The sequence below is a fragment of the Actinoplanes italicus genome (assembly GCF_003001815.1).
GTDB classification, from domain to species: Bacteria; Actinomycetota; Actinomycetes; order Mycobacteriales; family Micromonosporaceae; genus Actinoplanes; species Actinoplanes italicus.
Window position 1 is genome coordinate 360,563 of the sequence record NZ_PVMZ01000008.1, and the last position, 26,061, is coordinate 386,623.

The window sequence follows — 26,061 nt, forward strand, 5'->3', positions numbered from 1 at the left end:
TCTGGTGTCATGTCTGCCACCACCTCTCCCAGCGGCAACTCCTCCGGACGAGCGTCCGTGCCCGGGCCGGGACGTCCCGATCGGGACTGGTCCCCGCGCGGTGGTGACGACGCTCAGGCTTCCGGCCCTCGTGGCCCCCGTCCGCCCGGCGGCACCGGCCGCGCCTACAACGGCAAGCGCGGGCCGCGGCCCCGCTGGGGTCGCATCGCGATCGTGGCGGGCGCGGTCGTCCTGGTCATCGCCCTGGTGCTCGGCGTCGTGGCGTGGGGATACTTCTCCGGCCTCGACGACAACCTCAAGCGCACCAACGCCTTCACCGGCATCACGGCGGACCGGCCGGCCAAGCCCGTCGAGGGCGCCTTCAACATCCTGCTGATCGGCACCGACTCCCGTGACCCGGACGCGGTCCAGGACAAGGCGGGCAAGTGGCGCGCCGACACCCTGATCCTCATGCACGTGCCGGCGGACCACCAGTCGGCCCAGCTCATCTCGATCCCGCGTGACCTGTGGGTGAGCATCCCGACCGAGGACAACGCGCCGTGCAGCTCATCCAGCCGGGCGAAGATCAACGCGGCGTTCGCCTTCGGCGGCATCCCGCGGGCGATCCGCACCGTCGAGTGCCTGACCGATGTCCGCGTCGACCACGTCATGACGATCGACTTCGGCGGCTTCAAGGAGGTCACCGACGCACTGGGCGGTGTCGACCTCAAGGTCGAGCAGGACGCCAAGTCGATCCACAAGCCGTTCCGCCAGTTCAAGAAGGGCACCATGCACATGGATGGTGCGACGGCCCTCGACTGGATCCGGCAGCGCTACCAGTTCCCCCGCGGCGACTTCGCCCGCATGCAGCACCAGCAGGACTTCTTGAAGGCACTGATGAACAAGGCGTCGAGCAGCGGCACGCTGACCAACCCGGTGAAGCTCAACAACTTCCTGAACGCGGTGACCGAGGCCGTCACGGTCGACGAGACGTTCTCGATGAAGGACATGGCCCTGCAGTTCCGGAACCTGCGCGGGGAGAACCTCACCTTCATCACCAGCCCCAACAAGGGCAGCGAGACGATCAACGGCCAGTCGGTGGTGGTCAGTGACCGGGAGAAGGCGATCGCTCTCTACGAGGCGGTGGCCGCCGACAAAATGGACGAATGGCTGAAAGCCAACCCGTCGAAGAAGTAACGATCCCTGTCAGCAGGCTGTGACTTCATTCTGAAACCAGAAAGATCTTCAGCTGACGTAGTAAGTGTCCGTAAGGTGATGCAGCCCCCGATCCCTCCCGATGGAGTGCTGCATGACCGCCACGGCGTACCGGCAGTCGCCACCCGTCGTGCCACCGGCACCACCCGAGAAGCCCCGCAGACGACGCGCACCGCTCTGGGCCAGGCTGAGCGCCACGGCCGGAGCGGTGTTGCTCGTCGCGAGCGTGGGCGGACTGGTCGGCGGCAAGATGCTGATCAGCCGGACGACCGCGACGATCGAGGTCAAAGACCTCACCGGCGACGCCAAGAAGACCGTCGAGGAGGGTGGCGGCGCCACCATCGAGGGTCCGATCGACCTGCTGCTGATGGGTGTCGACAAGCGCGCCAGCTGGGAAGACGACCAGCTGCACGCCGACACCATCATCATCCTGCACATCCCGGCGAGCCATGATCAGGCGTACCTCATCTCGGTCCCCCGGGACACCGAGGTCGAGGTGCCGGCCTTCCCGAAGAGCCGATACAGCGGTGGTAAGGCCAAGGCGACGGAGGCGTTCTTCCACGGCGCCCAGAACGGCGCGGGAATGGCCGGCGGTGCACAGCTGCTCGCCAAGACGCTGAAGAACATGACCGGGATCAGCTTCGACGGTGCCGCGATCATCAACTTCAACGGCTTCAAGGGCGTGATCGACGAGCTCGGCGGCGTGAACATGTGCGTCGACCAGCAGGTCACCTCGAAGCACCTGGGCCTGATCGACGGCAAGCCGGTCTATCTCACCGGCCCCTCGGCGACGAACCGGCCCTCGAAGCCGGTGGTGCACAAGGTGGGCTGCCGGCAGATGGAGGGCTGGGAGGCGCTCGACTACGCCCGCCAGCGCTACGGGCTCAAGAACGGTGACTACGACCGGCAGCGCCACCAGCAGCAGCTGCTCAAGTCGATGGCCAAGAAGGCGTCGGACAGCGGGGTGATGACCAACCCGCTCAAGCTCAGCTCGTTGATGAAGTCCGCCGGCAGCGCCTTCACCCTGGACATCGGCGACATCGAGCTCGCCGACTTCGCGCTGGGGCTCAAGGACGTCGCGGCCAACGACATGGTGCTGCTGCGGACCAACAGCGGAACGTTCTCCAGCAACGGCAGCGGGCGCGAGGAGTTCAACGAGATCAGCCTGCAGATGTTCCAGGCGACGAAGAAGGACACGCTGGCCCAGTTCGTCCTCGACCACCCCGAGGTGGTCGCGAACGAGAAGTAGCCCCTCCGGCCACCCCGACCCCCGCCCCTGGAACGGACCGCAAGCAGACCCCTTTAGGCTTGTCTGTGTGTTCGGACCTCAGGTTCCCAGCGTGACCGCTGATCAAGTCGCCCCCGGCGCCTACCTGCTCGACGTGCGCGAGCCCGACGAGTGGGAGGCCGGCCACGCGCCCGGCGCCCACCACCTGCCGATGATGGAGGTGCCGGCCCGGATGGCGGAGGTGCCGACCGACGACGAGGTGATCGTGGTGTGCCGCGCCGGCGGCCGCTCCGGCCAGGTCGTGGCCTACCTGATGAACAACGGGTGGGACAACGTGCGCAACCTCGACGGCGGCATGCAGTCGTGGGCCGCCGCCGGCAAAGACGTCGTCACCGACAACGGGCAGCCGGCCCGCGTGCTGTGAGCTCCGGGTACCGCCCCCTCGTCTTCGCGCACCGCGGAGGCGCCGACGCACTGCCCGAGCACACGCTCGGCGCCTACCTCCGCGCGCTCGAAGAGGGCGCGGACGGGCTGGAGTGCGACATCCGGCTGACCCGGGACGGCCATCTCGTCTGCGTGCACGACAGCAAGCTGGACCGCACCAGCAACGGCCGGGGGCGGGTCAGCTCGAAGACGCTGGCCGAGCTGGACGCGCTGAACTTCGGCTCGTGGCATCCCGGTTACCCGGCCGACGCCGAACTCCCCGACCTGTCCCGGCTGCTCACTCTGGAGCGGCTGCTGGACGCGGTCCGGTCCTACGGGCGTCCGGTCCGGCTGCTGATCGAGACGAAACACCCGTCCCGATACGGCGCCGAGGTGGAGCGACGACTGATCCGGATGCTCCGCCACTTCGGCCTGGCCGATCCGAAACCGGACGACGACGTACAGATCACCGTGATGTCGTTCGCCGCGCTCGCGTTGCGCCGCGTCCGGGCACAGGCGCCGAGCCTGCCGACGGTCTATCTGATGGAGCTCGTGCCGCCCGGTGCCGGCCGTGGGCGGCTGCCGTTCGGCGCCCGCACCGCCGGGCCGGGTGTCGAGCTGATCCGGGCACGTCCCGCACTGTTGCCGGCGATCAAGGCGGCAGGACATCGGGTGTACGTCTGGACGGTCAACGAGTCCGAGGACCTGGATCTGGTGCTGGAGCATCGTGTGGACGGAGTGATCACCGACCGGCCACGCTTCGTGCTGGACCGGCTCGGTCGGCTGTGACGTGCGCCACTGGGTGCCGTTCGACATCAGGATTCGCTTAGGTTCATCTGCACAAATCCCGATGAGCGAGGCAAACTCGCAGGCATGCCGGACCGCCCCGATTATGCGGCCCTGACCCGCGGTCAGGTCGCGGTCCTCCATCGCGTCAACTCCGGCGACGCCGGGCTGTCAGTGCTCCAGCAGCTGGTCCGGCTCGCCGAGGAGGCGCTCGGTGCCCGCGGCGCCCTCTTCGCCGAGTTCGCGGAGGACCACGCCCGGATCATCGCGGTCACCGGGGTGTGCACGCCGGCGCTCGGCCGCCGGGTGGAGCAACCGGCCGACGACGAACTGACCGGCCTTCTCGACGACGGCGAGCTGCCGTACATGCTCGGCGCCCCATGCCCGCAGGGCAGCAGGACGGCCGGTTCCCTGCGCGTCTGGTTCGACACGGCGGCCGGTGAGCCCGGCCCCGAGCACCGCGCCGTGCTGGACCTGCTGGCCCGCCTGGTCGGCCGGCTCTACGCGGCCGGCGCCGGGCTTCCCGCACACGGCGAGCCCGCGCCCGAGGAGGCCCGCCGCGAGGCGGACCGCGACCTCTGGGTGGCGGTCACCAGCCACGAGCTGCGCACCCCGGTCACCGTGATCAAGGGGTACGCCGACACGCTCACCAACCACTGGGACAGCGTCGACGAGCCCGGCCGCCGCGAGGCGGTCCGGGTGATCGGCACCCGGGCCGGGGAGCTGGCCCGCCTCGTGGACCGGCTGCTCTCCGCCGCCAGCGAGGAGGACGGTTCCGTCGGAGCCTTCCCGACCGGGCCGTTCGACCTGGTCGAGGCGCTGCGTGCGGCGGCTGCGGAGATACCCGGCGATCTCCGGGGACGGCTGCTGCTGGCCGACTTGCCGGCGGATCTGCCGAAGGCGTACGGCAATCGGAATTCGATCGCGACGATCCTCACCGAGCTGGTCACCAATGCGGAGAAGTACTCGGAGCCGGAGACGACGGTCGAGGTGTGCGCCGGGGCCGACGACGACACGCTCCGCTTCCGGGTCTCCGACCTGGGTGCGGGCATCGCCCCGGAGCATGTGGAACACGCCTTCGACCGATACTGGCAGGCCGATTCCGGACACCACCGGGCCGGTGCCGGGCTCGGCCTCTATCTGGTCCGGCGGCTGGTCGAACGGCAGAACGGCTGGGTGTCGCTGCGCCCCCGGGAGGGTGGCGGCACGGTCGCCGAAGTCCGCCTGCCTCGCGCCTGAGACACGGACGGGCGACACGCTTGGGTGGCCCACGTCACCGGTTCGCGGGAGTGACCGCTTAGGCTGGTTCCCCGTGAGCAAGCGTCGCAAGTCCCGCGAGACCGCACCGAAGACGAAGGTGCGTGACATCTTCGTGGCCCGCCCGTTCGAGGGCCTGGCCGACGAACCGGAGTGGGTCGCCCTGCGCGAGCTGGTGCCGGCCGCCTCGGCGCCGCTGACCCTGAAGCCGGAGATCATCGAAGAGTACGGCGACCGCCCGGTCACCCTCTCCACGGTGCTGCCGATGGCGTGGCCGGCCATGTCCCGCCGCGACGGGGCGGTCTTCATCGGTCTGCAGCGGCACGTCCAGTCCGGTGACGTCTCCCGTGACCTGGCCGCCGCCGCTCTGAGCGCCCTGCAGACCGAGCCCGGCACCACCGTGTCGGTGCCGTCGTTGCCCGGTGAGGGCCTGCGGCTGCAGGACATCCTGGTCGACCAGCCGCTCGAGATCACCATGCACGAGGGTTTCGAGTTCTGGCTGGACGCCGACCAGATGCAGGACAACACCGTGAAGGCGTCGCTGGAGCGGGCCAACGCGTCGATCTACCCGACCGTGCGGCTGGCCGCGGCCAAGGCGGCGTACTGGTGCCGGGTCGCGCCTGACAAGAGCCACGTCCGCTGGGTGCTGAGCGAGCCGGAGGACAAGGCGCTCGACGCCCTGGCCCGGCTCTCCGCCTCAGGTGACCTGCTGCTCGGCGAGGGCACCAAGTTCGCCGGCATGTTCCGGGCGCACGGCCTTCTCGTCCCCGTGTGGGACGTGCCGGGCGAGCCGGAGGGCACCGAGTTCGAGGCCCCGCTGGCCGACTTCGCCAAGCGCTACACCGACATCCTGGCCGTCGACGAGCCACTCGACGCCGCCGCTCGGCGCGCGAAGCAGGGCCTGATCGGCCGCCAGCTCACGCTGCGCTGATCGTACGAACGCCGGATCTTGATCTTTAGCGAAGCGGGTCTCGCTGGATGGGGCAACTCATGCATCGGGGCCCGCCTCGGCCGGAGCCCAACTCGGAGCCGCTGATTCGGACCACCTCGATGCCGGCTCGTTCGAGCTGGGCGTTGGTCTCGACGTTGCGTTCGTAGGCGACGCAGAGCCGGGGTGCGATGGCGAGGGTGTTGTTGCCGTCGTCCCACTGTTCACGTTCGGCGGTGACCGGATCGAGCCCGGTGTCGATGACCCGCAGCCGGTCGATGCCCATCGCCTCGGCCGCCGCCTCCAGGAACGGCCGCGGCGACCCGATCCTCAGCTCGCCGCCGGGACCGCCGGTGACCGTCCACGCCCGCAGGCTGTCCGCCAGGTTGGGATACATCACCACGGCGTCGACGTCCACCATGGTGCAGACGGTGTCCAGGTGCATGGTGGCGCGTTCCTGGGCGATCGGCACGGCCAGCACGGTGTGCGCGAGACCGGCGGCGATGACCCGCTGGGCGAGGCGCTCGGCACCGGCCGGGGTGGTCCGCTCGCCGACCCCGATGGCCAGCACCCGCGGTGCCAGCACCAGTACGTCTCCGCCCTCGACGTGCTCGAGCGAGGGGTCGAAGAGCAACTCGGTCCCGGCGAAACGCGGGTGATGCCGGTAGACGGCGTGGGTGAGTGTGGTCTCCCGGCGCCGGGCCGGCATCGCGAGGCTGGTGACCGCCACCCGATCACCCACCCACACCGAGGAGTCACGGGTGAACAGCAGGTTGGGCAGGGGATCGATGACGAAGTCGTGCCGGTCCATCATCTCGTAGACCAGACCGCCGCCTCCCGGCTTGATCTCGTCATGGGCCAGGCCCGCCACGAGCACCTCGGCCAGGCGTTCGGCGTCCTGATCGGCCAGGTAGCCGGCGACCGTGGCCCGCAGCGAGTCGCCGAGCCGCCGGGCGGCCAGGACGCCGGCGGTCAGCTCCGCACGGGCCTCGGGCAGGGTCAGCGTCTCGGCGAGCAGGTCGCCGAGATAGAGCACCTCGACCCCGCGGCCACGCAGGGCCTCGGCGAACGCGTCGTGCTCCTCCTGGGCCCGGCTCACCCAGGGGATCCCGTCGAAGAGCAGGGAGTCGTTGTTGCGAGGGGTCAGTCGTGCGAGTTCCGCTGACGGACGATGCAGCAGTACGGTACGGAGGCGGCTGACTTCACTGTCGACGTACACAGGCCTGACGTTAGTCCGTACCGAGCGCTATCGGGCCGTGACGTTGTGACTAGATCTTGGGACGGCCATGCATCAGCTGTGGGCGAGGGATAGCTTGGAAAGGTGCAGATGCACCATCCGAAAGAAGATGTTGTCGTGAATGCGGCATTCATCCATACTCATTCCTCTTTCTTTCCCGCCCGTCGCCCTGTTCCGTAGGGACACGAGCACGTACGGTAGTTGGAAAAGAGAGCCCGACTGACCTTTTGCCGGAGGTCGCAGTGACTGTCTTCCCCGCCCGCCCCGCGCTGCCCATGCCGTCCCAAACGCTCACACCCGCCGATCGAAGGCATCCGTCCCTCCTCGAGGACACTCAGCGGATGCCGACCCCGGCCGAGTGGGCGCGCCGCCGTCGCGCCGAGCGAGGTGCCCGTCGCCTCGAGGCCGCCGGAGCACGCGCACTCACCCGCCTCGACCGCCTCGGACCGAACTGGCACATCGTGGACTGGCCTCGGACCGATGTCTCGCATGCCCTCTACGAGCCCAACCCGGCCGACGAGCGCGCCGGCTTCCTGGCGATCGGCCCCGGCGGCATCTACGCCGTCACGGTCGTCGACCACGGTCGCTCCCGCGTTCTGATCGCCGGTGACGTGGTGCAGATCAACGGAAAACGCCCGGAGTACGTGAACGAGGCGCGCCGTGACGCCCGTCGTGCCGCCAAGGCCCTCACCGCCGTCGTCGGGCTCAACGTCCCGGTGACCGCCGTGCTGACCTTCGTGGGCTCGGGCGTGATCAGCGTCCACGGTCTGCCCAAGGACTGTCTCGTCTCCACCGACAAGGAGCTCGACCGCCTGCTGATCGCGGGTGGGGCGAAGATCTCCCCGTCCACCGCGAACAAGCTGTCCGCCGTCGCCCACCACCCGGGCACCTGGTCGAACGCACCCTATCGGCCGGGTCACGACTACTCTTCGTACGGCAGCGGACAGGCGCCCGCTGACAAGCGGCTCAGCCGCCGGTAACGTTCCTTGCGACGCCGTCGACGGCCGGCGCGGGAGCGTCGGCCGTCGGTGTGGAGTGGAGCGAGGAGGAGCCGGTGGCGCATGTTGAGCTCTCCCTCTCGGGAGCATTCGTCCCCCAGGCCCGGACACCGTCGGAGGCCGAGTTCATCACCAGCGTCGAGCGCTGGTCGATGACGGTCGCGACCGCCGACGAGCCTTGCCTGGTGATCGACGTCGACGGCTCGATACTCGCGGTGTCGCCGTCCTGCAGTGAGCTGCTCGGCCTGGGCAAGCCGGCCGACGCGCTCGGCCTGCGGCTCAGCACCGCGCTGCATCTCATCGATTTCACCGCGGGCGGCGGCCGCTTGGAGGAGCCTGAGGCGGAGAACATCCCGCCGCTGCTGGCGCTCCGCAGCGAGCGGCTGGCCCGCGGCCTGATCCGGGTCGTGCCGGGCAAGGGTGAACCACCGCTCACGGTCGATGCGATCTCGACACCGTTGATGGCCGGAGACCGGATCGGCGGGACTCTGACCTTCCTGTCCCCGGTACGCTACTGACGTCCCATTTGTTCGCTACGGTGTGTCGTTTACCGCACTTCGCAACCATTGGTTGTCACAAAACCGCAACGTAGTCTGCGAACATGCTCGATCTAGACCTGTTACCGGGTGAATACGCGGTGTGTCGGCTTCCCGCCGGTTCCGCTCTCCCCGCCTCGCTGACCGCAGGTCCGGACGACAAGACCGTCATCTCGGTGACCTGGGGTGTCGACGAGCTCTCGGTCATCTGCCCGAACGACCGGGTGCCCCCGGACGCGGTCGCCGACACCGCCTGGCGATGTCTGCGCGTGGCCGACGACCTCAACCTGGCCATGACCGGGGTGCTCGCCTCGCTGGTCGGTCCGCTCGCCGAGGCCCGCGTCAACATCGTGACCTTCTCGACGTACGACACTGATTACCTACTCGTTCCCACCGTCCGGCTGACCGAGGCGGTCAACACGCTCACCGCTGCGGGCCATCGGATCGCCAGCTGACGCTCCGGCTCCTACCATGAGCGCGTGTCCCCCCGCACACGCTCCCTCCCACTGGCCGTGGGTGTCCTGCTGCTGAGTGCCGCGTGCGGCTCTCCGCCAGAGGCGCTGCCCACCGGGCCCACGATCCCGCATGCCAGCGGCGGCACCCTGCCCGCCAGCGGACTGGCACCACCCCCGGTCGTGGTGACGACACCACCGCTGATGACGCCGACCGCGGCGACACCGCCCGGGGTGCCGACCTACACCTATCCGACGCGGACGCCGGCCACCCCGACGGCGACGAGCACCACGACCACCTCACCGACACCCGCGCCGTCGTACGCGCCACGCTGCACCGGACAACCGACCGGCGCCCAGGTGGTCACGCTCGCCAAGAAGAGCCCGGCCGTCCCGGACCAGAACGTCAACGTGCTGGACGGGCCGTTCTGCGGGGGCACCTGGAGCTTCACCGTCATCGGGATGACCGGGGCGGAGCCGCTGTCGGTCGTCACCACCGGCACCGGAACCACGCTCACGCTCGTCACGGTCGGCACCGACGTGTGCAACCCGACCGTCAAGACACAGGCACCGGCCGGCATCCGCGCGCTGGCCTGCGGTTATTGACGGGCTTCCGGTCGCAGGTGACGCCCGGGCCGGGGCTAGACTCACGAAATGCCCGGTACGCCGCCCACACGCTTCACCTACCTCGGCCCCGAGGGCACCTTCACCGAAGCGGCCCTGCGCACGATTCCGGCCGCTGAGCACGGGGTTCGCACCCCGGCGCGCAGCGTGCCCGAAGCGATCGAGGCGGTGCGCGCCGGTGAGGCCGACGCCGCCCTCGTCCCCCTGGAGAACTCGGTCGGTGGCGCGGTCCCGGTCACGCTCGACGAGCTGATCACCGGCAGCCCGCTGATGATCACGCGGGAGGTGCTCCTGCCGGTCGAGTTCGTGCTGGCGGCCCGGCAGCTGACCCCGCTGGCCGCGATCCGCTCGATCGCCGCGCACCCGCAGGCCTCCGCCCAGTGCCGGCACTGGCTCCAGGCGAACGCTCCGGACGCGGTCGTGGTGGACGTGCTCTCCAACGCGGCTGCGGCGATCAGCGCCGCCGCCGGGGAGCACGACGCCGCTCTCTGCGCCCCGATCGGGGTGGGCCGCAACAACCTGACCGTGCTGGCCGAGAAGGTGGCCGACCGGGCCGAGGCGGTGACCCGGTTCGCGCTGCTCACCCGTCCGGGAGCGCCGGCCCCGCCGACCGGCGACGACGTCACCTCGCTGGCCGTGTCGATCCGGCACGACCAGGTCGGCGCGCTGCTCTCGGTGCTCACCGAGCTGGCCGTACGCGGGATCAACCTGTCCCGGATCGAGTCCCGCCCGACCGGGGAGCAGCTCGGGACGTATTTCTTCTTCCTGGACTGCACCGGACACGTCGCGGAGGCCCGTCTCGGAGAGGCGCTGCAGGGCCTGCGCCGGATCTGCGCCGAGGTCCGGTTCCTGGGCAGCTATCCGAAGCACCGTCTGCAGCCGGAGCCGCCGGTGGCGCCGCCGCGCGGGCTGTCCGACGGCGACTTCGCCGACTCGGCGGCCTGGCTCTCGCGGCTCCGGGACGGCGCCTGATCAATCGTCGAGCAGATCGCCGGGAATGCCGCGCATGACCCGGGGGTAGGCAGCTCCGGCAGGGGTCAGCCCCAGCCCAGCTCGTGCAGACGCTGGTCGTCGATGCCGAAGTGGTGGGCGATCTCGTGCACGACGGTGATCGCGACCTCTTCGACCACGTCCTCCTCGGTCTCGCAGAACTTGAGCGTGGGCAGGCGGTAGATGGTGATCCGGTCGGGCAGCGTCCCGGCGTAATCCCAGCCCCGGTCGGTCAGCGCGGTGCCCTCATAGAGGCCCAGCAGGTCGTCACCGCCGTCGGCCGGCGCGTCCTCGACCAGGAACACCACATTGTTCATCAGCGACAGCAGCTCGACGGGCACCTCGTCGAGGGCCTCGCCCACCAGTTCCTCGAAACGCTCTGGACTCATATCGACCGGCACCAGCCCATTGTGCCCGGATCACCGGCACGGCCCGAGGAAGGCCGCGCCGGGATCGGTGACGGATCAGACGAGCTTGGCGACCAGGCTGATCTCGGCGCCCGGGCTGAGCAGGCGCGAGATCGGGCAGTTCTCCTTGGCGCCGACGGCGAGCTCCTGGAATTTCGCGTCGTCGATGCCGGGGACGTCGCCGACGGTCTCCAGGTCGATACGGCTGACGCCGAAGCCGGCGTCGGTCTTGTCGAGATGCACCTTCGCGACCGTCTCCACCGAGGTGGGCGTGAAGCCCGCGTCGGCGAGGCCCTTCGAGAAGGCCATCGAGAAGCAGCCGGCGTGCGCGGCCGCGATGAGTTCCTCGGGGTTGGTCCCCTCGCCCTCCTCGAAGCGCGACTTGAAGGAGTAGGCGCCCTGGAGGCCACCCTTGCCGGTCTTGACAGTGCCGGAACCCTCGGTGAGGTTCCCTTCCCAGCGGGCAGAAGAAGAACGAATAGGCATGTCCAGAACGCTATCCGATATCTCGCTCGATGGTTCGCAGACCGGGCGAGGGGTCATCATGGTTCCCATGGCGCAGGACGACCCACATCCCGAGTCGGTGATCACCTTCGGTGACGACGACGGTGCCGGTACCGAATCGGCCCGCCAGCGGTTCCTCCGCGGCCTGGCGCGCGACCGGCGGCTACCGGTGCTGGTCGCAGGGCTGGGTGCGGTCGCGGCGTTCGGGTCGCTGATCTCCGAGTGGCAGACGACCACCATCGACGGGCTGATGTTCGACGCCGACGGCCTGGGCGTGGAGACGATTCTGCTCACCAGGCTGCTCGACCTCGGCGGGGTCGGCGGCGGCTATCTGGGCGGACTGTCGCTGGTGGCGGTGACGATCGTGCTGACCCTTTTCGGTCCGGCGCCCGGCAGGCCGTACGCCCGGTTGGCCGGTTTCGCCCTCGGGGGTGTCCTACTTGCCCTGATCATGGCGCTGGTTCAGCATCTGAACACGACGAGTGTCATGATCCCGCAGTACTACACGGCCGAGCTGGACTCGATGCGGATGGCGCACGGGCGTGGCCTGTGGTGCGCGCTCGCCGCGGTGGTCGCCGCACTGATCACGCTCTGGCTCGGCCCGCGGGCCACCGGAACGCCGCAGAAATCTGTCGAAACGGTACAGAACGACCACGACGACCCACTCGATCTGAGCATCACACCGGCCGCGCCGTTCGCCCGATTCCCCGGCGAGCTGGACCAGCCACACCGATCGTGACACCGGGGGATATCCGGGTGATGATCGGACCGGGACGCCGGTAGGCTCGACAACCGTGATTGACCTGCGTCTGCTTCGTGAAGACCCCGACCTGATCCGCGCGAGCCAGCGGCTGCGCGGTGAGTCCACCGAGCTCGTGGACGCCCTGCTGCGTGCCGACGAGGAGCGCCGGGCCGCCACCCAGCGGTTCGAGACGGTCCGGGCGGAGCAGAAGTCCATCGGCAAGGAGGTCGCGAGAGCTTCCGGCGACGAGCGGGCCGCGCTGCTCGCGCGTACCAAAGACCTCGCCGTTGAAGTCAAGGCCGCCGAGGCCGCCGCCGGCGAGGCCGAGCAGGCGCTCAAGCGCGCCCACCTGGCCGTGTCGAACGTGGTCGAGGGCGCGCCGCCCGGCGGTGAGGACGACTTCGTCGTACTGCGTGAGGTCGGTGACATCCCGCGGATCGACAACCCGAAGGACCACCTGGAGATCGGTGAGGCGCTGCGCGCGATCGACACCGAGCGTGGCGCCAAGGTGTCCGGGTCGCGGTTCTACTTCCTGACCGGTGTGGGTGCCCTGCTCCAGCTCGGCATGCTCCAGCTCGCCATCCAGCAGGCCGTCGAGCACGGCTTCATCCCGTCGATCACGCCGACCCTGGTCCGGCCCGAGTCGATGGAGGGCACCGGCTACCTGGGCGCGCACGCCAGCGAGGTCTACCGGCTCGAGGCCGACGACCTGTATCTGGTCGGCACCTCGGAGGTCGCGCTCGCGGCGTACCACTCGAACGAGATCCTCGACCTCGACGGTCCGCGCCGCTACGCCGGCTGGTCGTCGTGCTACCGGCGCGAGGCCGGCTCGCACGGCAAGGACGTCCGCGGCATCCTGCGCGTTCACCAGTTCGACAAGGTCGAGATGTTCTCCTTCTGCCGCCCCGAGGACGCGGCCGAAGAGCACCGGCGCCTGCTCGCGATGGAGGAGGAGATGCTGGCCAAGGTCGAAATCCCGTACCGGGTGATCGACGTGGCGGCCGGCGACCTCGGATCCAGCGCGGTCCGCAAGTTCGACTGCGAGGCGTGGGTGCCGTCGCAGAACCGGTACCGCGAGGTCACCTCGACCTCGAACACGACCACCTTCCAGGCGCGGCGGCTCAACATCCGCTACCGCGACGAGAACGGCAAGCCGCAGACCGCGGCGACGCTGAACGGGACGCTCGCGACCACCCGATGGCTCATCCCGATCCTGGAGAACCACCAGCAGCCGGACGGTTCGGTGCGGGTGCCCAAGGCGCTCCAGCCGTTCCTCGGCGGGCGGGACGTCCTCGAACCCGTTCGTTGACCAAGACGCAAGCGATCGGCTACCAGTTGTCATAGATGCTGGTAGCCGATCGGGTGTACCGTTCTCCTTCCGTCCTCCACGGGGGTCTTGCGACCCACGGAGGTTTCGATGAAGCCTGGGCTCCCCAAGCTGATCGCCACGGATCTGGACGGCACTCTGGTTCGCAGCGACGACACGGTCTCCTCGTACACCCATGAGGTTCTCGACCGGGTCCGCGCCGCCGGTATCCGAATCGTGGCCGCCACCGGCCGCGGTCCACGTCTCACCTCACTCACCCGCAACGACATCCGCGTCGCCGACTTCCTGGTGCTGGCGCAGGGCGGCTGGGTGCTCGACCTCGAGAACACCGGCTATCTGCGGCAGGCCCGGATTCCCGGCAAGGCCCTGGGCGAGGCGCTCGGCGCGCTGGAGTCGGTCGCCGGACCGCTGTCGGTGATGTTCGAGGCGCTGGAGCACGACGACTCCCCGCTCTGGGGCGACTACGACCCCACCTGGCGCTACCCGGTCACCGTCGAGTCTCGCAGCCGGGCCGAGTGCCTCGGTGGCGAAGTGATCAAGGCGTTCGCCCGATCCTTCTCGCTGAACGTCGACGAGCTGCTCGCCTTCGCCCAGCGGGTGGTGCCACCCGACCTGGCGACCGTCACCCAGGCCGGTCTCGACTACGTGGAGATCTGCCCGGCCGGCGTGGACAAGGGCACCGGACTGTCGGTGGTCGCGGAGGCTGTCGGCGTCGACCCGTCGGACGTCCTGGTCTTCGGTGACATGCCCAACGACCTGCCGATGTTCGCCTGGGCAGGCTGGGGCCGGGTCGCCGTCGCCAATGCGCACCCGTCGCTGCTGGCGGTCGCGGACGATGTGACGCTCACCAATGATCAGGACGGGGTGGCGGTCTATCTGGACCGGCTATTGTCCAGGTGATGGCAGATTTCCGGCTGGTCGCCTCCGACATCGACGGCACGCTGATCAACAGCGAGCGCAGGCTCAGTCCACGCACCCTCGATGTGCTGGCCCGGGTTCCGGTTCCGGTGGTGATCGTCACCGGCCGACCCCTGCGCTGGCTCGACCAGCTCTTCGAGCAGTTGCCGGCTCCCCTCCCGGCGATCTGCGCCAACGGCGCGGTGATCTACGACCCGCACGCCGACGAGGTGCTACGGGCCCAGCCGCTGCCGGTCGATCTGCTGCTCGAGGTGACCAAGCGGCTGCGCGACGCCGTGCCGGACGTGTCGCTGGCCGTCGAGGTCGAGGACGGGCGGGCCTTCCTGCACGAGGACACGTGGACGATCCGCTGGGAGCACGACCGACGGGTCCGGGTCATCGCCGCACCCGAGGAGCTGACCTTGGTGCCGGCCGTCAAGCTGCTGGCCCGCTCGTCGACGGCCGACCCCGACGACTTCCTGGAGCTGGTCAGCCGCACCCTCGGTGACCGTGCCGAGGCCACCCGGTCGTCGTCGTCCGCCCTGGTGGAGATCTCCGCGGCCGGCGTGACCAAGGCTGCCGGGCTGGCGTGGTTCTGCGAGCGCGAGGGCGTCACCGCCGATCAGGTGGTGGCCTTCGGCGACATGCCCAACGACATCCCGCTGCTGACCTGGGCGGGGCGCGGGGTCGCGGTCGGCAACGCTCATCCCGCGCTGCGCGCGATCGCCGACGACATGACCGGCACCAACGATGCCGACGGCGTCGCCGATTACCTGGCGTCCCTCTTCAACCTCTGATCCGGTACGGCTGACGTACCGTCCCATCCGTCACCGGCACCGCCGCGCGCCCTTCAACGTGGTGACCTACGGTCCGATCCGCGCCGATCCGCGCCGCAAATCACCACGCGATTCGGGTGCGCGGGGTGCGTGGTGACCTGTGGACTGATTCGCGCCGTAGGTCACCACGCTGGAGGGGTAGCTTCTTGGACCGCCTCAGCCCCGGCGGTGGCGCTGGGGCCGTGAGTTTCGCCCGCGTCGCTTCGGAGCTCCGGGACGGCGTAGTCCGGCGGAGCTGCGTAGCCGTACGAGATCAGAGGTATTGACCTGTATTTCCGAGGCCGTCGGCAGGGCCCTGCTTACCCGGGATGATGCCGCCCATCGGCAGGGCCGGCCGGCCCGGCACGCCGCCACGCATCTGCTCGAGCTGCAGGCGGGCGGCCATCTGCTGGGCCACGAGCGCAGCCTGGATGCCGTGGAAGAGGCCCTCCAGCCAGCCGACGAGCTGAGCCTGGGCGATGCGCAGCTCGGACTCACTCGGCGGGGTCTCGCCCTCGAACGGCAGCGACAGGCGCTCCAGCTCCTCGCGGAGCTCGGGGGCGAGGCCGTCCTCGAGCTCGGTGATCGAACGCTGGTGGATCTCCCGCAGGCGGCCGCGGCTGGCCTCGTCGAGCGGGGCGGCCCGCACCTCCTCGAGCAGCTGCTTGATCATGCTGCCGATGCGCATGACCTTCGCGGGCTGCTCGATGAGGTTGCCCGGCTCCTCCGGGGTGAGCGAGCCGTCCGACTCGACCGTGCCCATCGGGCGGCCGTCGGGGCCCACGACGATGACGGAGCCGTCTTCCTTGTGCTCAGTGGTGCGGGTGTCGTCGGTCATGCGATCCATCTTTGCGCACGGGTTCGAGCGATGCTCGTGTGGTCGGTGAGCTTCAGGCACGCAATTCGGCGACGGCACACTTGACGCTGCCACCGCCGCGCTTGAGCTCGGAGAGGTCGACGTGAACCGGGAGGTATCCGGCATCGCGCACCTTGTGCCCCATGGCCACGGCCTCAGTGTTGAGGATCACGTGCCGACCGTCGCTGACCAGGTTCAGGCCGAAGGCTTCGGCGTCCTCCCGGTCGGCGATCACCGCGTCCGGGAAGAGCTGGGCGAGCACCCGCTGTGAGGCCTCGGAGAACGCGCCGGGGTAGTAGGTGACGTGCCGGTCGTCGAGGGCGGCCAGCGCGGTGTCCAGGTGATAGAAGGCCGGGTCGACCAGTCGCAGCGAGATCACCGGGCGGCCCAGCACCTCCTGCGCCTCGGCGTGCGCGGCCGGGTCGGTGCGGAAGCCGTAGCCGGCCAGGACGATGCCGCCGTAGGCGTTCGGCAGGTAGGCGAAATCGCCCTCACCCTCGTTGACCTGCTCCGGAGCGATGAAGTTCCAGCTCTCCGCCGCCAGGTAGAAGGCCTGGTGGGCGACCGCCTCGGCAGCACGCTGCGGATAGCGGAACCGGGCGCCGTAGACCTTGCCGTCGACGGAGAAGGCGCCGTTCGCGGAGTAGACCATGTCTGGCAGGCCCGGCTCGGGGTCGAGGACGTGCACGACGTGACCGAGACCGGTCAGGGTGGTACGGAGCTGCTCCCACTGCTTCAGGGCGAGGCCGGCGTCGACCGCGACAGTGGTGTCCATCCAGGGGTTGATGGCGTACTCGACCGTGAAATGCTCGGGCGGACACATCAGATATGTCCTGTTACGCGGCAACCGCTCCATGTAGCTCACGAGGTTCAAGAGTAAGTAGGGTGGGTTGCAGCAAACAGCTCTAAATCTTGCTCCTCGGAGGCGAATCGTTGCACATGGACGCCGTGGACCAGCGAATCGTTGCGTTACTCGTCGCTGATGCCCGCGCTTCGTATGCCGAGATCGGCGCCAAGGTGTCGCTGTCCGCCCCGGCCGTGAAACGACGTGTCGACCGACTTCGATCCAGTGGTGTGATCAAGGGATTCACAGCCGTCATCGAGCCGTCCGCGATCGGCTGGACCACCGAGGCGTTCGTCGAGCTCTTCTGCACCGGGCGCACCACACCGGCACAGATCACCGTGGCCACCCGGCGGCATCCCGAAGTGGTCGGCGCCTACACGGTGTCCGGACAGGCGGACGCGCTCGTGCACCTGCGTGCGGCCGACATCGGGCATCTGGAACAGGCGCTGGAACGGCTCCGGGCGGAGCCGTTCGTCACCTCGACGCGGAGCATGGTCGTGCTGTCGCGGCTGGTGGAGACACCGACCGCGATCCCGGCACCGTCGGACTAGAGGTACATCCCCGGGCGGTGGCCCTCGTCCTCCTCGGCCTTCGGCGCGGACGGCTTGTCGCCCTCGCCGAAGAAGCGCTTGCCGCCGAACTCTCCGTGCAGCCGATCGTCCAGCTCGTCGGCGAGACCCGTCATCACCTGCATCGCGAGCATCAGGTGGACGGCCTGGAAGTTGCGGCCGAAGACCGGGATCGACGCCCAGACCGTGTCCTGAGCGCAGTAAAGCCGGCCGATCGGCATCCGGTTGGTCAGCTCGGAGAGCTTCACGTAAAGCTGCTCGGTCGGCTCGACCTCGGTCAGGATCGGGGAGAAGACGTCGACCAGGGGCGGGTTGTCACGCACCCGAACGAAGACCATCGCGGAACCGGCCCGGATGCCGATGTCGCCGTCCGCGTCGACCTGCAGCTGGTCGACGCTCGTCTTGGACATGGTGGCCACGACCGTGCGGACCCGCTCCTCCAGCGGCACCACGTCCTCGGTGATGCCGGCCAGGGCCGCCTCCAGGGCGCCGGCCTCGTCGAGGGCGTCCAGCGCCACCTCGATGCTCGGCTCGTGGCGGGCGGTGCCGAGCGGGCTGGCCTCGATCGGCTCGTCGTTCTCGTCGTGCACCAGGTAGACCAGGAAGGCCGGGTGCGGTGCGCCGTAGACGTCTCGCAGGGTGCGGGTGACGACGGCGGCGAACTGGCTCGCCTTGTCGTGCGAGGAGCGTAGGCCGAACGAGTCCCCCGAGCCGGGCAACACGCCCGGCGGCGACCAGCCCAGCGCCACCATGTCGGCGACGGCGGTCCGATCCATCCGGAACTCCTGCGGGAGCGCCGCGTTGCCGACGGCCAGTGCCTCGATGACACCGTCCGGCAGGACCCGGATGCTGACCGAGTAGACCGCGGTGCCGGTGCCGGAGGCGGTGGGATCGAGGGTGAGGTCGACGTGCGAGTCCGGCTCCAGGGTCGGCAGCAGGCCGCCCAGCGAACCGGCGAACTCACGCCACGCCTGGGTGACCTTGGCCCGTAGATCGGCCGTGGTCGGCTCGTCGAGCAAACCGCCTTCGAACGTCTCGCTAGCGGCGCCTTCTGCCGTCATGATCGCACCTCCGTTCCCGTCACCCTATCGAGCGACGGCGGGCCGCGAACGCCCGTCCCACACCTGGCCTCATCCGTCCAGCGTGGAACGCTCTAAGCGGCCTTACGGAGGGCCAGTGCGCTGATCTTCGCGGCCGCCTCGGCGGGATCGGCACCGGCCGCCACGGCCAGGCCGAGAAGGTACGCCGAAACCGGCGCCCCCGGCCGCAGGACGTTGTGCGCCACATCGCGGGCCACGTCGAGGACCTGCTTGACCGGCACGTCGGTGACGTCGAGCTCGAGCTCGGCGGCGACCTCGGCGACCCAGTCGTCCATCTCGCTCATCGGGCCCACTCCTCAGCGGTGCGCAGATCGTCGTCGGTGTCGCAGTCGAACCACGGCGGCGGCCCCGGCCGGCGCCAGGAGACCTCGGCCACCCGGGAATGCTCCAGCAGCGCCCGGACCGGCGCGCCGTGCAGACCGCCGCGGGTCTCGGCGACGCGTGCGAGCGCGGTCCGCAGCCCGGCCGTGCGCCACACCCCGCAGAGCAGCTGCAGGTGCCCGTCGGTGTCCCGGTAGACGGCGCCGTCCATGGGGGCCGACTCGAGGGTCAGGCGCAGCACGTCGATCGCCTCGCCGGTCAGCAGCGGCAGATCGGCGGCCAGCAGCGCGGTGTAGGTGACCCGCTCGGGCACCAGGGCGAGCCCCGCCGAAGCGGCCGCGACAGGCCCGCCACCAGCGGGTTCCTCACGGGTGACGTGCACCGGAACCGGGAAGTCGGAGGGTATCCGCCCGACCACGACGCGCGGGTCGGCGTCGTGCACCGCCGCCAGCACCCGGGTGAGCATCGACTGCCCGGCCACCGTAAGGGTCGGCTTGTCGGCACCACCCATCCGCCGTGCCGCACCACCGGCCAAGACCACCGCAGCGAATCCCCCCACGTGAGTACCGTATCCCGAGTGGGTGGCGGGTGTGACCACGCGCTCGGTTCGACGCCTTCGGGGGACCCCGTAAGCTCCCGTTATGAGTCGCTCCACGACGCGTCGCACGGTGGTCAGCATCGATGTGAGCTCGTCGCCCGGCATCCGGAGCCGTCAGGATCACCTGGCAGCAGAGGAGCCGCTGGAGATCCGGGTCCGGAAGAAGCCGCTCGCCGTGACCATGCGCACACCGGGTCACGACATCGACCTCGCGATGGGGTTCCTGCTCAGCGAAGGTGTGATCGGAGTCGCATCGGACGTGACGACGGCCCAGCTGTGCGCCGGGACCGACACCCCGAACACGTACAACGTGGTGGACGTGGTCCTCGACCCGAACGTGCCACCGCCGGTCACCGACCCGACCCGCAACTTCTACACCACCAGCTCGTGCGGGGTCTGCGGCAAGGCCAGCATCGACGCGGTACGGACCAGGTCGCGCTTCGACGTCTCCACCGACCCGCTGGAGATCCCGGCCCGCACGCTGGCCGCGATGCCGGCGCGGCTGCGTGCCGCCCAGCGCGCCTTCGACCGCACCGGCGGCCTGCACGCGGCCGGGCTCTTCACCGCCGACGGTGATCTGCTGGTGCTGCGCGAGGACGTGGGCCGGCACAACGCGGTCGACAAGGTGCTCGGCTGGGCGCTGCGCGAGGGCAGACTGCCGCTGGCCGGGCACGTGCTGCTGGTCTCCGGGCGGGCCAGTTTCGAACTGACCCAGAAGGCCTGGATGGCCGGGCTGCCGATGCTGGCGGCGGTATCCGCACCCAGCACGCTCGCTGTCGAGCTGGCGGAGGAATCCGGAATGACGCTTGTCGGATTCCTCCGCGAACCGAAGATGAACATCTATGCCGGAGCGCATCGCGTCACCGTCTGACCAGCTGTTGTTCACCCGCATCTCCAACGCTTCGACGCATGCCGATATCGCGTCGCATTCTGCTGACCTCGGCGGCCGGTGCCGCCACCGTGATTCCGCTGACCGCCGCCGCCACGCCGTACCGCGGCCCGCTGCGAGCCGACCCGTTCACCCTCGGCGTCGCCTCCGGTGACCCGTCTCCTGACGGCGTAGTGCTCTGGACCCGTCTCGCCGTCGCGCCGCTCGCCGACGACGGGCTCGGCGGCATGCCGTACCGCACCGTGCCGGTGATCTGGGAACTCGCCGCCGACGAACGTTTCCGCAAGGTCGTTCGCCGCGGTGTCGTGCAGGCTCGCCCGGACCGGGGGCACAGCGTGCACGTCGAACTCGACGGCCTGGCACCGGGCCGGGAGTTCTTCTACCGGTTCCGCACCGAGCGGTACGTCTCGCCGGTGGGCCGCACCCGCACCGCGCCACCGCGATGGGCCCGTGATCTCACCCTGGCCATGTCGTTCGTCTCCTGCTCCCAGTACGAGCACGGATACTTCACCGCGTACCGCCGGCTGGCCGAGGACGAACCGGACCTGATCCTGCACCTGGGCGACTACCAGTACGAATACGCGCCGGACACCTACAACATCCCGGGTGGCAACCCGCGCGACCACCAGGGCCCCGAGACCGTGACGCTGGCGAATTACCGGCAGCGGCACGCCCAGTACAAGACCGACCCGGACCTGCAGGCCGCCCACGCGGCCGCGCCCTGGGCGGTGGTGTGGGACGACCACGAGACCGAGAACAACTGGGCCGACGAGGTGCCCGAGCAGGCCGATCCGAACTTCCTGGTCCGCCGTGCCGCCGCGTTCCAGGCGTACTACGAGAACATGCCGTTGCGGCGCACCTCGATCCCGCGCGGCATCGACATGCAGCTGTACCGGCGGCTGCACTGGGGCAGGCTCGCCACGTTCCACATGCTCGACACCCGGCAGTACCGCGACGACCAGGGTTGCGGCGACGGTTACAAGGACTGTCCGGCCGCGTCCGACCCGGCCCGCAGCATCACGGGCGCCGAGCAGGAGGCGTGGCTGCTCGACGGTTTCCGCCGTTCGACCGCCCGCTGGGACATCCTCGGCCAGCAGGTCTTCTTCGGGCAGCGGGACAACAACTCCGGTCCGCAGAAGGTGCTCAGCATGGACTCGTGGGACGGGTACCAGGGGTCGCGGGACCGGATCACCCGTGGCTGGGTGGACGCCGGGGTCCGCAACCCGGTCGTGCTCACCGGCGACGTGCACGCGCACTGGGCCGACGAGCTGAAGCTGGACTGGAACGACCCGGCCTCGCGGACCGTCGGCACGGAGCTGGTCTGCTCGTCGATCACCTCGGGTGGTGACGGCGCCGACGTGGCGAGCGGCAACCACAGCTGGGCGGCCTGGAACCCGCACCTGCGCTTTTACAACAACCAGCGCGGTTACGTCCGGACACGGATCACCGGGGAGGCGCTGACCGCCGACTTCGTGGTGCTGCCGTACGTGACGACCGCCGGGGCGCCGGCGCACACCCGGGCCTCGTTCGTGATCGAGGACCGGGTGCCGGGCCTGCACCAGGTCGCCGACACTCCCACGCCCTCTCCGGCGCTGCGGTCGTCGGCCGCGCCGGCTGATCTCGGTGCGGAGACCGTCCGGCAGGAGACCGAGCGGCCCTGATCCACCGGTCATCGCCGCAGTCGCCGCACCAGCTCGGGTGAGATCGCGAACCCGATCACCCGGTGCAGCAGGTCGGACAGCTCGTGACCGGGCTCGGCTGCCAGGGCCCGGTCAACGGCCACCCGGGCCAGCGCGCCGCGGCCCAGCATCCAGGCGGTGTACCCGAGCAGGCAGGCCGGCGCGGGCACGTGGACCGGCTCGACCCGGCGCAGGACCTCGGTCCAGAGCCGGATCCGCCACTCCTGCGGGCCTGCCCGGTCGACGGCGTAGTCCTCCAGCTTCGGGTCGGCCAGCAGCACACCCAGCCAGGCCGTCTCGTCGTCGGTCAGCGTGCCGCCGGAGCGATACCGCTTCTCGGCCTCGCGCACGGCGAGACGGCCTTCCCGCCTGAGCCGTTTCGAGTCCACCGACTCGGTCACGAGATCGGCGAATCGGCTGCGTGCCCGGTCGGTGGCCGCCGTCATCGCCTGCCGAGCCGCACCATCCACCGGCGCCACCAGGGCGATCAGATCGGCGCGGCTGGGCAGGGCCACCTCACCGCGGTAGGTGGCCTCGGTCGCGATCACGCTGTCCGGGGGCAGGCAGGGCGTGCCCTCGGGCGGGCAGCAGTCGCGCTTGTCGCACGCGTACGACCACCATCGCCCCTCGTGGACCCGCAGCACGTCGTCGATATGCATGCCGAGTGCCAGCAGGGCCTCAGCCGTCCGCAACACCGCCGGAGTGATCAGGCCGGACGGGCCGTACCCGATGATCACGACGGTTTCCGGCGCCTGGCGGTGGATCGTGGCGGCCACGTCGCCGAACTCTGCCCGCGTGGCCGCCTCGCCCAGATCAGGCGGCGGCAGGTCGAAGCAGGCACCGAAGTCGATCACCTGGTCACGCATGCCGACCACCGTGACGGCGGAGTGCGGGTGGTAACCCAGCAGGAACGGAACGGCGGCGATGAGTTCGGAGAAGTTCCGGATGGCGAATTCGGCTTTCATGCCGGGCAGCGTGACCGGCCCGCGATCCTCGCCGCGTGCCGTGACCGGAGCCTGTGGACGACACGCCGGGTCGTCCACAGGACGGGAAAGTGAATCCCCTGGTAGACGAGCTCTACGACCGGAACGGCAACTCGTGCAGTTCGAGGCCGTGGTGCCAGGGATGGGTATGCCGCTCCAGATCCATGGTGAGCTCGATGGACGAGACCACGTCATACCCGGCGGCGTGCAGGCTGCGGATCGCCTCGATGTTGCGCGACTCCGGCGAGATGGTCAGCGCGGACATGTTGCGGCGCTTGGCCTCGGCCGCGACGTGCTGAAGCAGCTTGCGCCCGACGCCCTTGTGCCGGTGCGTGATGGTCACGACGACCGGGTCGACCTCTCCGGCCCGCCCGCGCATGATCAGCCCGACCATCCCGATCACCCCGTCGTCGGCATGGTCGGCGACCCACAGTCCGGACAGGTCGAGACGGGTGAGGTACTCCTCGAAGCCCGCGCCGCCGTCGTCCCTGTGCTCGCCGTACATCTCGTTGTGCTGACGGGTGAGTTCCGTCCACAACCGCCGGCTCGCGGAGTGATCACTCGGCCGGTACGAGCGCACTACGACAGGGGTCATATCGCCATCTTGCCTCGGAATGGAGACGTACGTCACGGGAAGCGCAAGATAACCGGGTGGACATGGCGTACCTGCGCACGCACCCCCAGCATCTCCCGACATTCCTGACACATCAGCGGATTCGCGAGACTCCGGTGCACTCCGGAGTCTGTTCGGCGAGCCGGCTGACCCTCGACGACGGCTCCTCGATCTTCGCGAAGAGCTGGCCCTCCGGACCGGCTCCGGACGGGATGTTCGCCGCCGAAGCGGCCGGACTGAACTGGCTGCGTGAGGCCGGGGCCGTTCCGGTGCCCGAGGTTCTGGTCGCGCTCCCGGAACTGCTCGCCATGGAGTGGGTGGAACCGGGCGAACCCTCCCCTCGGGCCGCCGAGGAATTCGGGCGCGGCCTGGCTCGGCTGCATCGGACCGGAGCCGACTCCTTCGGCGGCACACGACCCGGCCACATCGGCCCGCTACCGCTCGACAACACGCCCGGCGACTCCTGGAACTCCTGGTTCGCGGAACGGCGCCTTCTTCCGTACCTCAAGACCTCCGTTGATCGTGGCGCCCTCGAGGCGTCCGACATCGCATCGATCGAGAAGATCATCCAAACCATTCATCGGTACGGTGGAAGCGAACCGCCCGCACGCATCCACGGCGACCTGTGGCCGGGGAATGTGCTGTGGGCCGCCGACGGCCGTGCCTGGCTGGTCGATCCGGCGGCGCACGGTGGCCATCGGGAGACCGATCTGGCGACGCTCGCGCTGTTCGGCGGCGTGCCGCACCTGGACACGGTCCTCGCCGCCTATCAGGAGCAGTGGCCCCTGACCGACGGCTGGCGGGAGCGAGTGCCGCTGCACAAGCTGCACCTGTTACTGGTCCACACCGCTGCCTTCGGCGGGATGTACCGATCCGGGGTACGTGACGCGATCGCCACGTTGTCCACAGGTCGATATGCCTAGAGGCAGTGAGCGTGACGAGCGGCTAGATTCGATCTGTGCGCATCTCCCGGAGATCAGCCGAGCCGCCGAGGCGGCGCGCGTGACCGTGCTCGCCGACCGATTCGGTCGCATCGCCACCGATCTCCGTGTCTCCCTCACGGACCGGTGCAATCTGCGCTGCACGTATTGCATGCCGGCCGAGGGCCTGGCGTGGATGCCGCAGCCTCAGCAACTCACCGATGACGAGGTGAAACGGCTCGTCCGGCTCGCGGTGGAGCACCTCGGTGTCACCGAGGTGCGGTTCACCGGCGGCGAGCCGCTGATCCGGCGGGGCCTGGTGAGCATCATCACCGAGGCCGCCCGCCTGGAGCCACGCCCGAAACTGTCGGTCACCACCAACGGCATCGGCCTCGACCGGATCGCGGTGCCGCTGCGTGAGGCCGGCCTCGACCGTGTGAACGTGTCGCTCGACACGCTCGACCCGGTCCGGTTCCACACGCTCACCCTGCGCGACCGGCATTCCGACGTGCTGGCCGGCCTACGGGCCGCGGCCGCCGCCGGTCTCACCCCCGTGAAGATCAATACGGTCCTGATGCGCGGGGTCAACGACGACGAGGCGCCGGCGCTCCTGCGGTTCGCGCTGGAGCACGGTTACCAGCTCCGGTTCATCGAGCAGATGCCGCTCGACGCCCAGCACCAGTGGGATCGCCACGAGATGGTCACGGCCGAGGAGATCCTGGCCGCGCTGGAGCCGTTCGGCCTGGAGCCGGACAATGTTTCACGTGGAACAGCGCCGGCCGAGACCTGGCTGGTCCCCGGCCATGTCGACGCCGCCGGCGAGCCGGCCCGGGTGGGCGTCATCGCGAGTGTGACCCGACCGTTCTGCGGCGACTGCGACCGAACCCGGCTCACCGCCGACGGCCAGGTGCGCAACTGCCTCTTCGCGACCGAGGAGAGCGACCTGCGCAAACTGCTCCGCGGTGGCGCATCCGACGCGGAGATCGCCGAGGCGTGGCGGGTCGCCATGTGGGGCAAGCGGGCAGGTCACGGCATCGACGACCCCAAGTTCCTTCAGCCCGTACGCCCCATGTCCGCGATCGGAGGCTGATCCGTGCTCACGGTGCGCTACTTCGCAGGTGCCCGCGCGGCCGCCGGCGGCACGTCCAGCGAGGAGATCGACGCCGCCACGCTGGACGGTCTGATCCAGGTGCTGACCGACCGGCACGGCGAGCGGCTGGCCGTCGTCCTGAAAGCGGCCAGCTTCCTGGTCGACGGCCTGACCTGCCACGACCGGTCGGCGGCTCTGGCGGACGGTGTGACCGTCGACATCCTGCCGCCCTTCGCCGGGGGCTGAGCGCCGGT

General features: G+C 69.6%; 31 protein-coding genes. 21 read left to right on the forward strand and 10 right to left on the reverse strand.

Annotation, left to right across the window (positions count from 1 at the left end; all coding sequences use genetic code 11):
• Positions 1 to 9 precede the first annotated feature (9 nt).
• The 6 genes from CLV67_RS21755 to CLV67_RS21780 all read left to right on the forward strand — a co-directional run bounded on the left by CLV67_RS21755 (position 10) and on the right by CLV67_RS21780 (position 5,819).
• Complete coding sequence (locus CLV67_RS21755) at positions 10 to 1,176, forward strand: LCP family protein (protein ID WP_106321175.1); 1,167 nt, start codon at positions 10 to 12, stop codon at positions 1,174 to 1,176.
• Positions 1,177 to 1,288: 112 nt separating this feature from the next.
• Positions 1,289 to 2,443, forward strand: coding sequence for an LCP family protein (locus CLV67_RS21760; RefSeq protein ID WP_239166477.1), 1,155 nt, complete (start codon positions 1,289 to 1,291; stop codon positions 2,441 to 2,443).
• A 67-nt stretch (positions 2,444 to 2,510) separates the two neighbouring features.
• Positions 2,511 to 2,846 (forward strand): rhodanese-like domain-containing protein, encoded by a 336-nt coding sequence (locus tag CLV67_RS21765; RefSeq protein WP_106321179.1) that lies wholly within the window; start codon positions 2,511 to 2,513, stop codon positions 2,844 to 2,846.
• Positions 2,843 to 3,634, forward strand: a complete 792-nt coding sequence (locus CLV67_RS21770) for a glycerophosphodiester phosphodiesterase (protein ID WP_106321181.1) — start codon at positions 2,843 to 2,845, stop codon at positions 3,632 to 3,634. Before CLV67_RS21765 ends, CLV67_RS21770 begins: the two co-directional genes overlap by 4 nt.
• A gap of 84 nt (positions 3,635 to 3,718) precedes the next feature.
• Complete coding sequence (locus tag CLV67_RS21775; protein WP_106321183.1) at positions 3,719 to 4,870, forward strand: sensor histidine kinase; 1,152 nt, start codon at positions 3,719 to 3,721, stop codon at positions 4,868 to 4,870.
• Positions 4,871 to 4,943: 73 nt separating this feature from the next.
• A complete protein-coding gene (locus tag CLV67_RS21780) occupies positions 4,944 to 5,819 on the forward strand; it encodes a DUF5926 family protein (protein WP_106321185.1) in 876 nt (291 codons plus the stop codon).
• A gap of 25 nt (positions 5,820 to 5,844) precedes the next feature.
• Here CLV67_RS21780 and CLV67_RS21785 read toward each other — a convergent pair whose 3' ends face one another.
• Positions 5,845 to 7,035 (reverse strand): arginine deiminase, encoded by a 1,191-nt coding sequence (locus tag CLV67_RS21785; protein ID WP_106321187.1) that lies wholly within the window; start codon positions 7,033 to 7,035, stop codon positions 5,845 to 5,847.
• Between the two features lie 260 nt (positions 7,036 to 7,295).
• Between CLV67_RS21785 and CLV67_RS21790 the strand changes: the two genes are divergently transcribed.
• From CLV67_RS21790 to pheA, 5 genes are all read left to right on the forward strand, one after another.
• Positions 7,296 to 8,033 (forward strand): hypothetical protein, encoded by a 738-nt coding sequence (locus CLV67_RS21790; RefSeq protein WP_106321189.1) that lies wholly within the window; start codon positions 7,296 to 7,298, stop codon positions 8,031 to 8,033.
• 74 nt (positions 8,034 to 8,107) lie between these two features.
• A complete protein-coding gene (locus CLV67_RS21795; protein WP_106321381.1) occupies positions 8,108 to 8,569 on the forward strand; it encodes a PAS domain-containing protein in 462 nt (153 codons plus the stop codon).
• Positions 8,570 to 8,652: 83 nt separating this feature from the next.
• On the forward strand, positions 8,653 to 9,042 hold the full coding sequence (locus tag CLV67_RS21800) for an ACT domain-containing protein (RefSeq protein WP_106321191.1): 390 nt from the start codon (positions 8,653 to 8,655) through the stop codon (positions 9,040 to 9,042).
• Between the two features lie 24 nt (positions 9,043 to 9,066).
• Positions 9,067 to 9,645 (forward strand): hypothetical protein, encoded by a 579-nt coding sequence (locus CLV67_RS21805; RefSeq protein WP_146169255.1) that lies wholly within the window; start codon positions 9,067 to 9,069, stop codon positions 9,643 to 9,645.
• Positions 9,646 to 9,693: 48 nt separating this feature from the next.
• Entirely contained in the window at positions 9,694 to 10,635 is a 942-nt protein-coding gene (pheA, locus tag CLV67_RS21810; protein ID WP_106321195.1) for a prephenate dehydratase, read from the forward strand.
• 65 nt (positions 10,636 to 10,700) lie between these two features.
• Here the strand turns inward: pheA and CLV67_RS21815 are convergent, their stop codons facing one another.
• Together CLV67_RS21815 and CLV67_RS21820 are read right to left on the reverse strand one after the other, a co-directional pair.
• Positions 10,701 to 11,042 carry a metallopeptidase family protein gene (locus CLV67_RS21815; protein ID WP_203737235.1) on the reverse strand — a complete coding sequence of 114 codons (342 nt, stop codon included), beginning with the start codon at positions 11,040 to 11,042 and terminating at the stop codon, positions 10,701 to 10,703.
• A gap of 75 nt (positions 11,043 to 11,117) precedes the next feature.
• On the reverse strand, positions 11,118 to 11,546 hold the full coding sequence (locus CLV67_RS21820) for an OsmC family protein (RefSeq protein WP_106321199.1): 429 nt from the start codon (positions 11,544 to 11,546) through the stop codon (positions 11,118 to 11,120).
• Positions 11,547 to 11,613: 67 nt separating this feature from the next.
• Between CLV67_RS21820 and CLV67_RS21825 the strand changes: the two genes are divergently transcribed.
• The 4 genes from CLV67_RS21825 (at position 11,614) to CLV67_RS21840 (ending at position 15,327) form a co-directional block, all read left to right on the forward strand.
• Positions 11,614 to 12,303 (forward strand): hypothetical protein, encoded by a 690-nt coding sequence (locus CLV67_RS21825; RefSeq protein WP_106321201.1) that lies wholly within the window; start codon positions 11,614 to 11,616, stop codon positions 12,301 to 12,303.
• Between the two features lie 55 nt (positions 12,304 to 12,358).
• Positions 12,359 to 13,615, forward strand: a complete 1,257-nt coding sequence (serS, locus tag CLV67_RS21830) for a serine--tRNA ligase (protein ID WP_106321203.1) — start codon at positions 12,359 to 12,361, stop codon at positions 13,613 to 13,615.
• Positions 13,616 to 13,723: 108 nt separating this feature from the next.
• Positions 13,724 to 14,533, forward strand: coding sequence for an HAD family hydrolase (locus tag CLV67_RS21835; RefSeq protein ID WP_106321205.1), 810 nt, complete (start codon positions 13,724 to 13,726; stop codon positions 14,531 to 14,533).
• Positions 14,533 to 15,327 carry an HAD family hydrolase gene (locus tag CLV67_RS21840; RefSeq protein WP_106321207.1) on the forward strand — a complete coding sequence of 265 codons (795 nt, stop codon included), beginning with the start codon at positions 14,533 to 14,535 and terminating at the stop codon, positions 15,325 to 15,327. Before CLV67_RS21835 ends, CLV67_RS21840 begins: the two co-directional genes overlap by 1 nt.
• Positions 15,328 to 15,619: 292 nt before the next feature.
• Here CLV67_RS21840 and CLV67_RS21845 read toward each other — a convergent pair whose 3' ends face one another.
• The gene (locus tag CLV67_RS21845) at positions 15,620 to 16,183 is read right to left on the reverse strand and encodes a bacterial proteasome activator family protein (protein ID WP_106321209.1); all 564 of its coding nucleotides are present in this window, start codon (positions 16,181 to 16,183) and stop codon (positions 15,620 to 15,622) included.
• Between the two features lie 52 nt (positions 16,184 to 16,235).
• Positions 16,236 to 17,057, reverse strand: coding sequence for a dimethylargininase (gene ddaH / locus CLV67_RS21850; RefSeq protein ID WP_239166486.1), 822 nt, complete (start codon positions 17,055 to 17,057; stop codon positions 16,236 to 16,238).
• 77 nt (positions 17,058 to 17,134) lie between these two features.
• On the opposite strand from ddaH, the gene CLV67_RS21855 reads away from it, so the two are divergent.
• Positions 17,135 to 17,596, forward strand: coding sequence for an Lrp/AsnC family transcriptional regulator (locus tag CLV67_RS21855; protein ID WP_106321213.1), 462 nt, complete (start codon positions 17,135 to 17,137; stop codon positions 17,594 to 17,596).
• Here the strand turns inward: CLV67_RS21855 and CLV67_RS21860 are convergent.
• The 3 genes from CLV67_RS21860 to mobA form a co-directional block, all read right to left on the reverse strand.
• Positions 17,593 to 18,675 carry a T3SS (YopN, CesT) and YbjN peptide-binding chaperone 1 gene (locus CLV67_RS21860; RefSeq protein WP_106321215.1) on the reverse strand — a complete coding sequence of 361 codons (1,083 nt, stop codon included), beginning with the start codon at positions 18,673 to 18,675 and terminating at the stop codon, positions 17,593 to 17,595. The two genes, CLV67_RS21855 and CLV67_RS21860, sit on opposite strands and share 4 nt — an antisense overlap.
• A gap of 92 nt (positions 18,676 to 18,767) precedes the next feature.
• The gene (locus tag CLV67_RS21865) at positions 18,768 to 18,998 is read right to left on the reverse strand and encodes a DUF6457 domain-containing protein (RefSeq protein ID WP_106321384.1); all 231 of its coding nucleotides are present in this window, start codon (positions 18,996 to 18,998) and stop codon (positions 18,768 to 18,770) included.
• Complete coding sequence (mobA, locus tag CLV67_RS21870) at positions 18,995 to 19,594, reverse strand: molybdenum cofactor guanylyltransferase (protein ID WP_275414918.1); 600 nt, start codon at positions 19,592 to 19,594, stop codon at positions 18,995 to 18,997. Before mobA ends, CLV67_RS21865 begins: the two co-directional genes overlap by 4 nt.
• An 82-nt stretch (positions 19,595 to 19,676) precedes the next feature.
• Between mobA and fdhD the strand changes: the two genes are divergently transcribed.
• Positions 19,677 to 20,504, forward strand: a complete 828-nt coding sequence (gene fdhD, locus CLV67_RS21875) for a formate dehydrogenase accessory sulfurtransferase FdhD (RefSeq protein ID WP_106321217.1) — start codon at positions 19,677 to 19,679, stop codon at positions 20,502 to 20,504.
• A 38-nt stretch (positions 20,505 to 20,542) separates the two neighbouring features.
• Positions 20,543 to 22,183, forward strand: a complete 1,641-nt coding sequence (locus CLV67_RS21880; protein ID WP_106321219.1) for an alkaline phosphatase D family protein — start codon at positions 20,543 to 20,545, stop codon at positions 22,181 to 22,183.
• 8 nt (positions 22,184 to 22,191) lie between these two features.
• Here CLV67_RS21880 and CLV67_RS21885 read toward each other — a convergent pair whose 3' ends face one another.
• Both CLV67_RS21885 and CLV67_RS21890 read right to left on the reverse strand, forming a co-directional pair.
• Entirely contained in the window at positions 22,192 to 23,166 is a 975-nt protein-coding gene (locus CLV67_RS21885; RefSeq protein ID WP_106321221.1) for a DUF4192 domain-containing protein, read from the reverse strand.
• 112 nt (positions 23,167 to 23,278) lie between these two features.
• Positions 23,279 to 23,779, reverse strand: coding sequence for a GNAT family N-acetyltransferase (locus tag CLV67_RS21890; protein ID WP_106321223.1), 501 nt, complete (start codon positions 23,777 to 23,779; stop codon positions 23,279 to 23,281).
• 56 nt (positions 23,780 to 23,835) lie between these two features.
• Here CLV67_RS21890 and CLV67_RS21895 point away from each other — a divergent pair, with 56 nt between their 5' ends.
• The 3 genes from CLV67_RS21895 (at position 23,836) to CLV67_RS21905 (ending at position 26,053) form a co-directional block, all read left to right on the forward strand.
• Positions 23,836 to 24,720 carry a fructosamine kinase family protein gene (locus CLV67_RS21895; RefSeq protein ID WP_106321225.1) on the forward strand — a complete coding sequence of 295 codons (885 nt, stop codon included), beginning with the start codon at positions 23,836 to 23,838 and terminating at the stop codon, positions 24,718 to 24,720.
• A gap of 79 nt (positions 24,721 to 24,799) precedes the next feature.
• Positions 24,800 to 25,807: a GTP 3',8-cyclase MoaA gene (gene moaA, locus CLV67_RS21900; RefSeq protein WP_239166479.1), complete on the forward strand. Its 1,008-nt coding sequence runs from the start codon at positions 24,800 to 24,802 to the stop codon at positions 25,805 to 25,807.
• Between the two features lie 3 nt (positions 25,808 to 25,810).
• The gene (locus CLV67_RS21905; protein ID WP_106321229.1) at positions 25,811 to 26,053 is read left to right on the forward strand and encodes a MoaD/ThiS family protein; all 243 of its coding nucleotides are present in this window, start codon (positions 25,811 to 25,813) and stop codon (positions 26,051 to 26,053) included.
• Positions 26,054 to 26,061 lie beyond the last annotated feature (8 nt).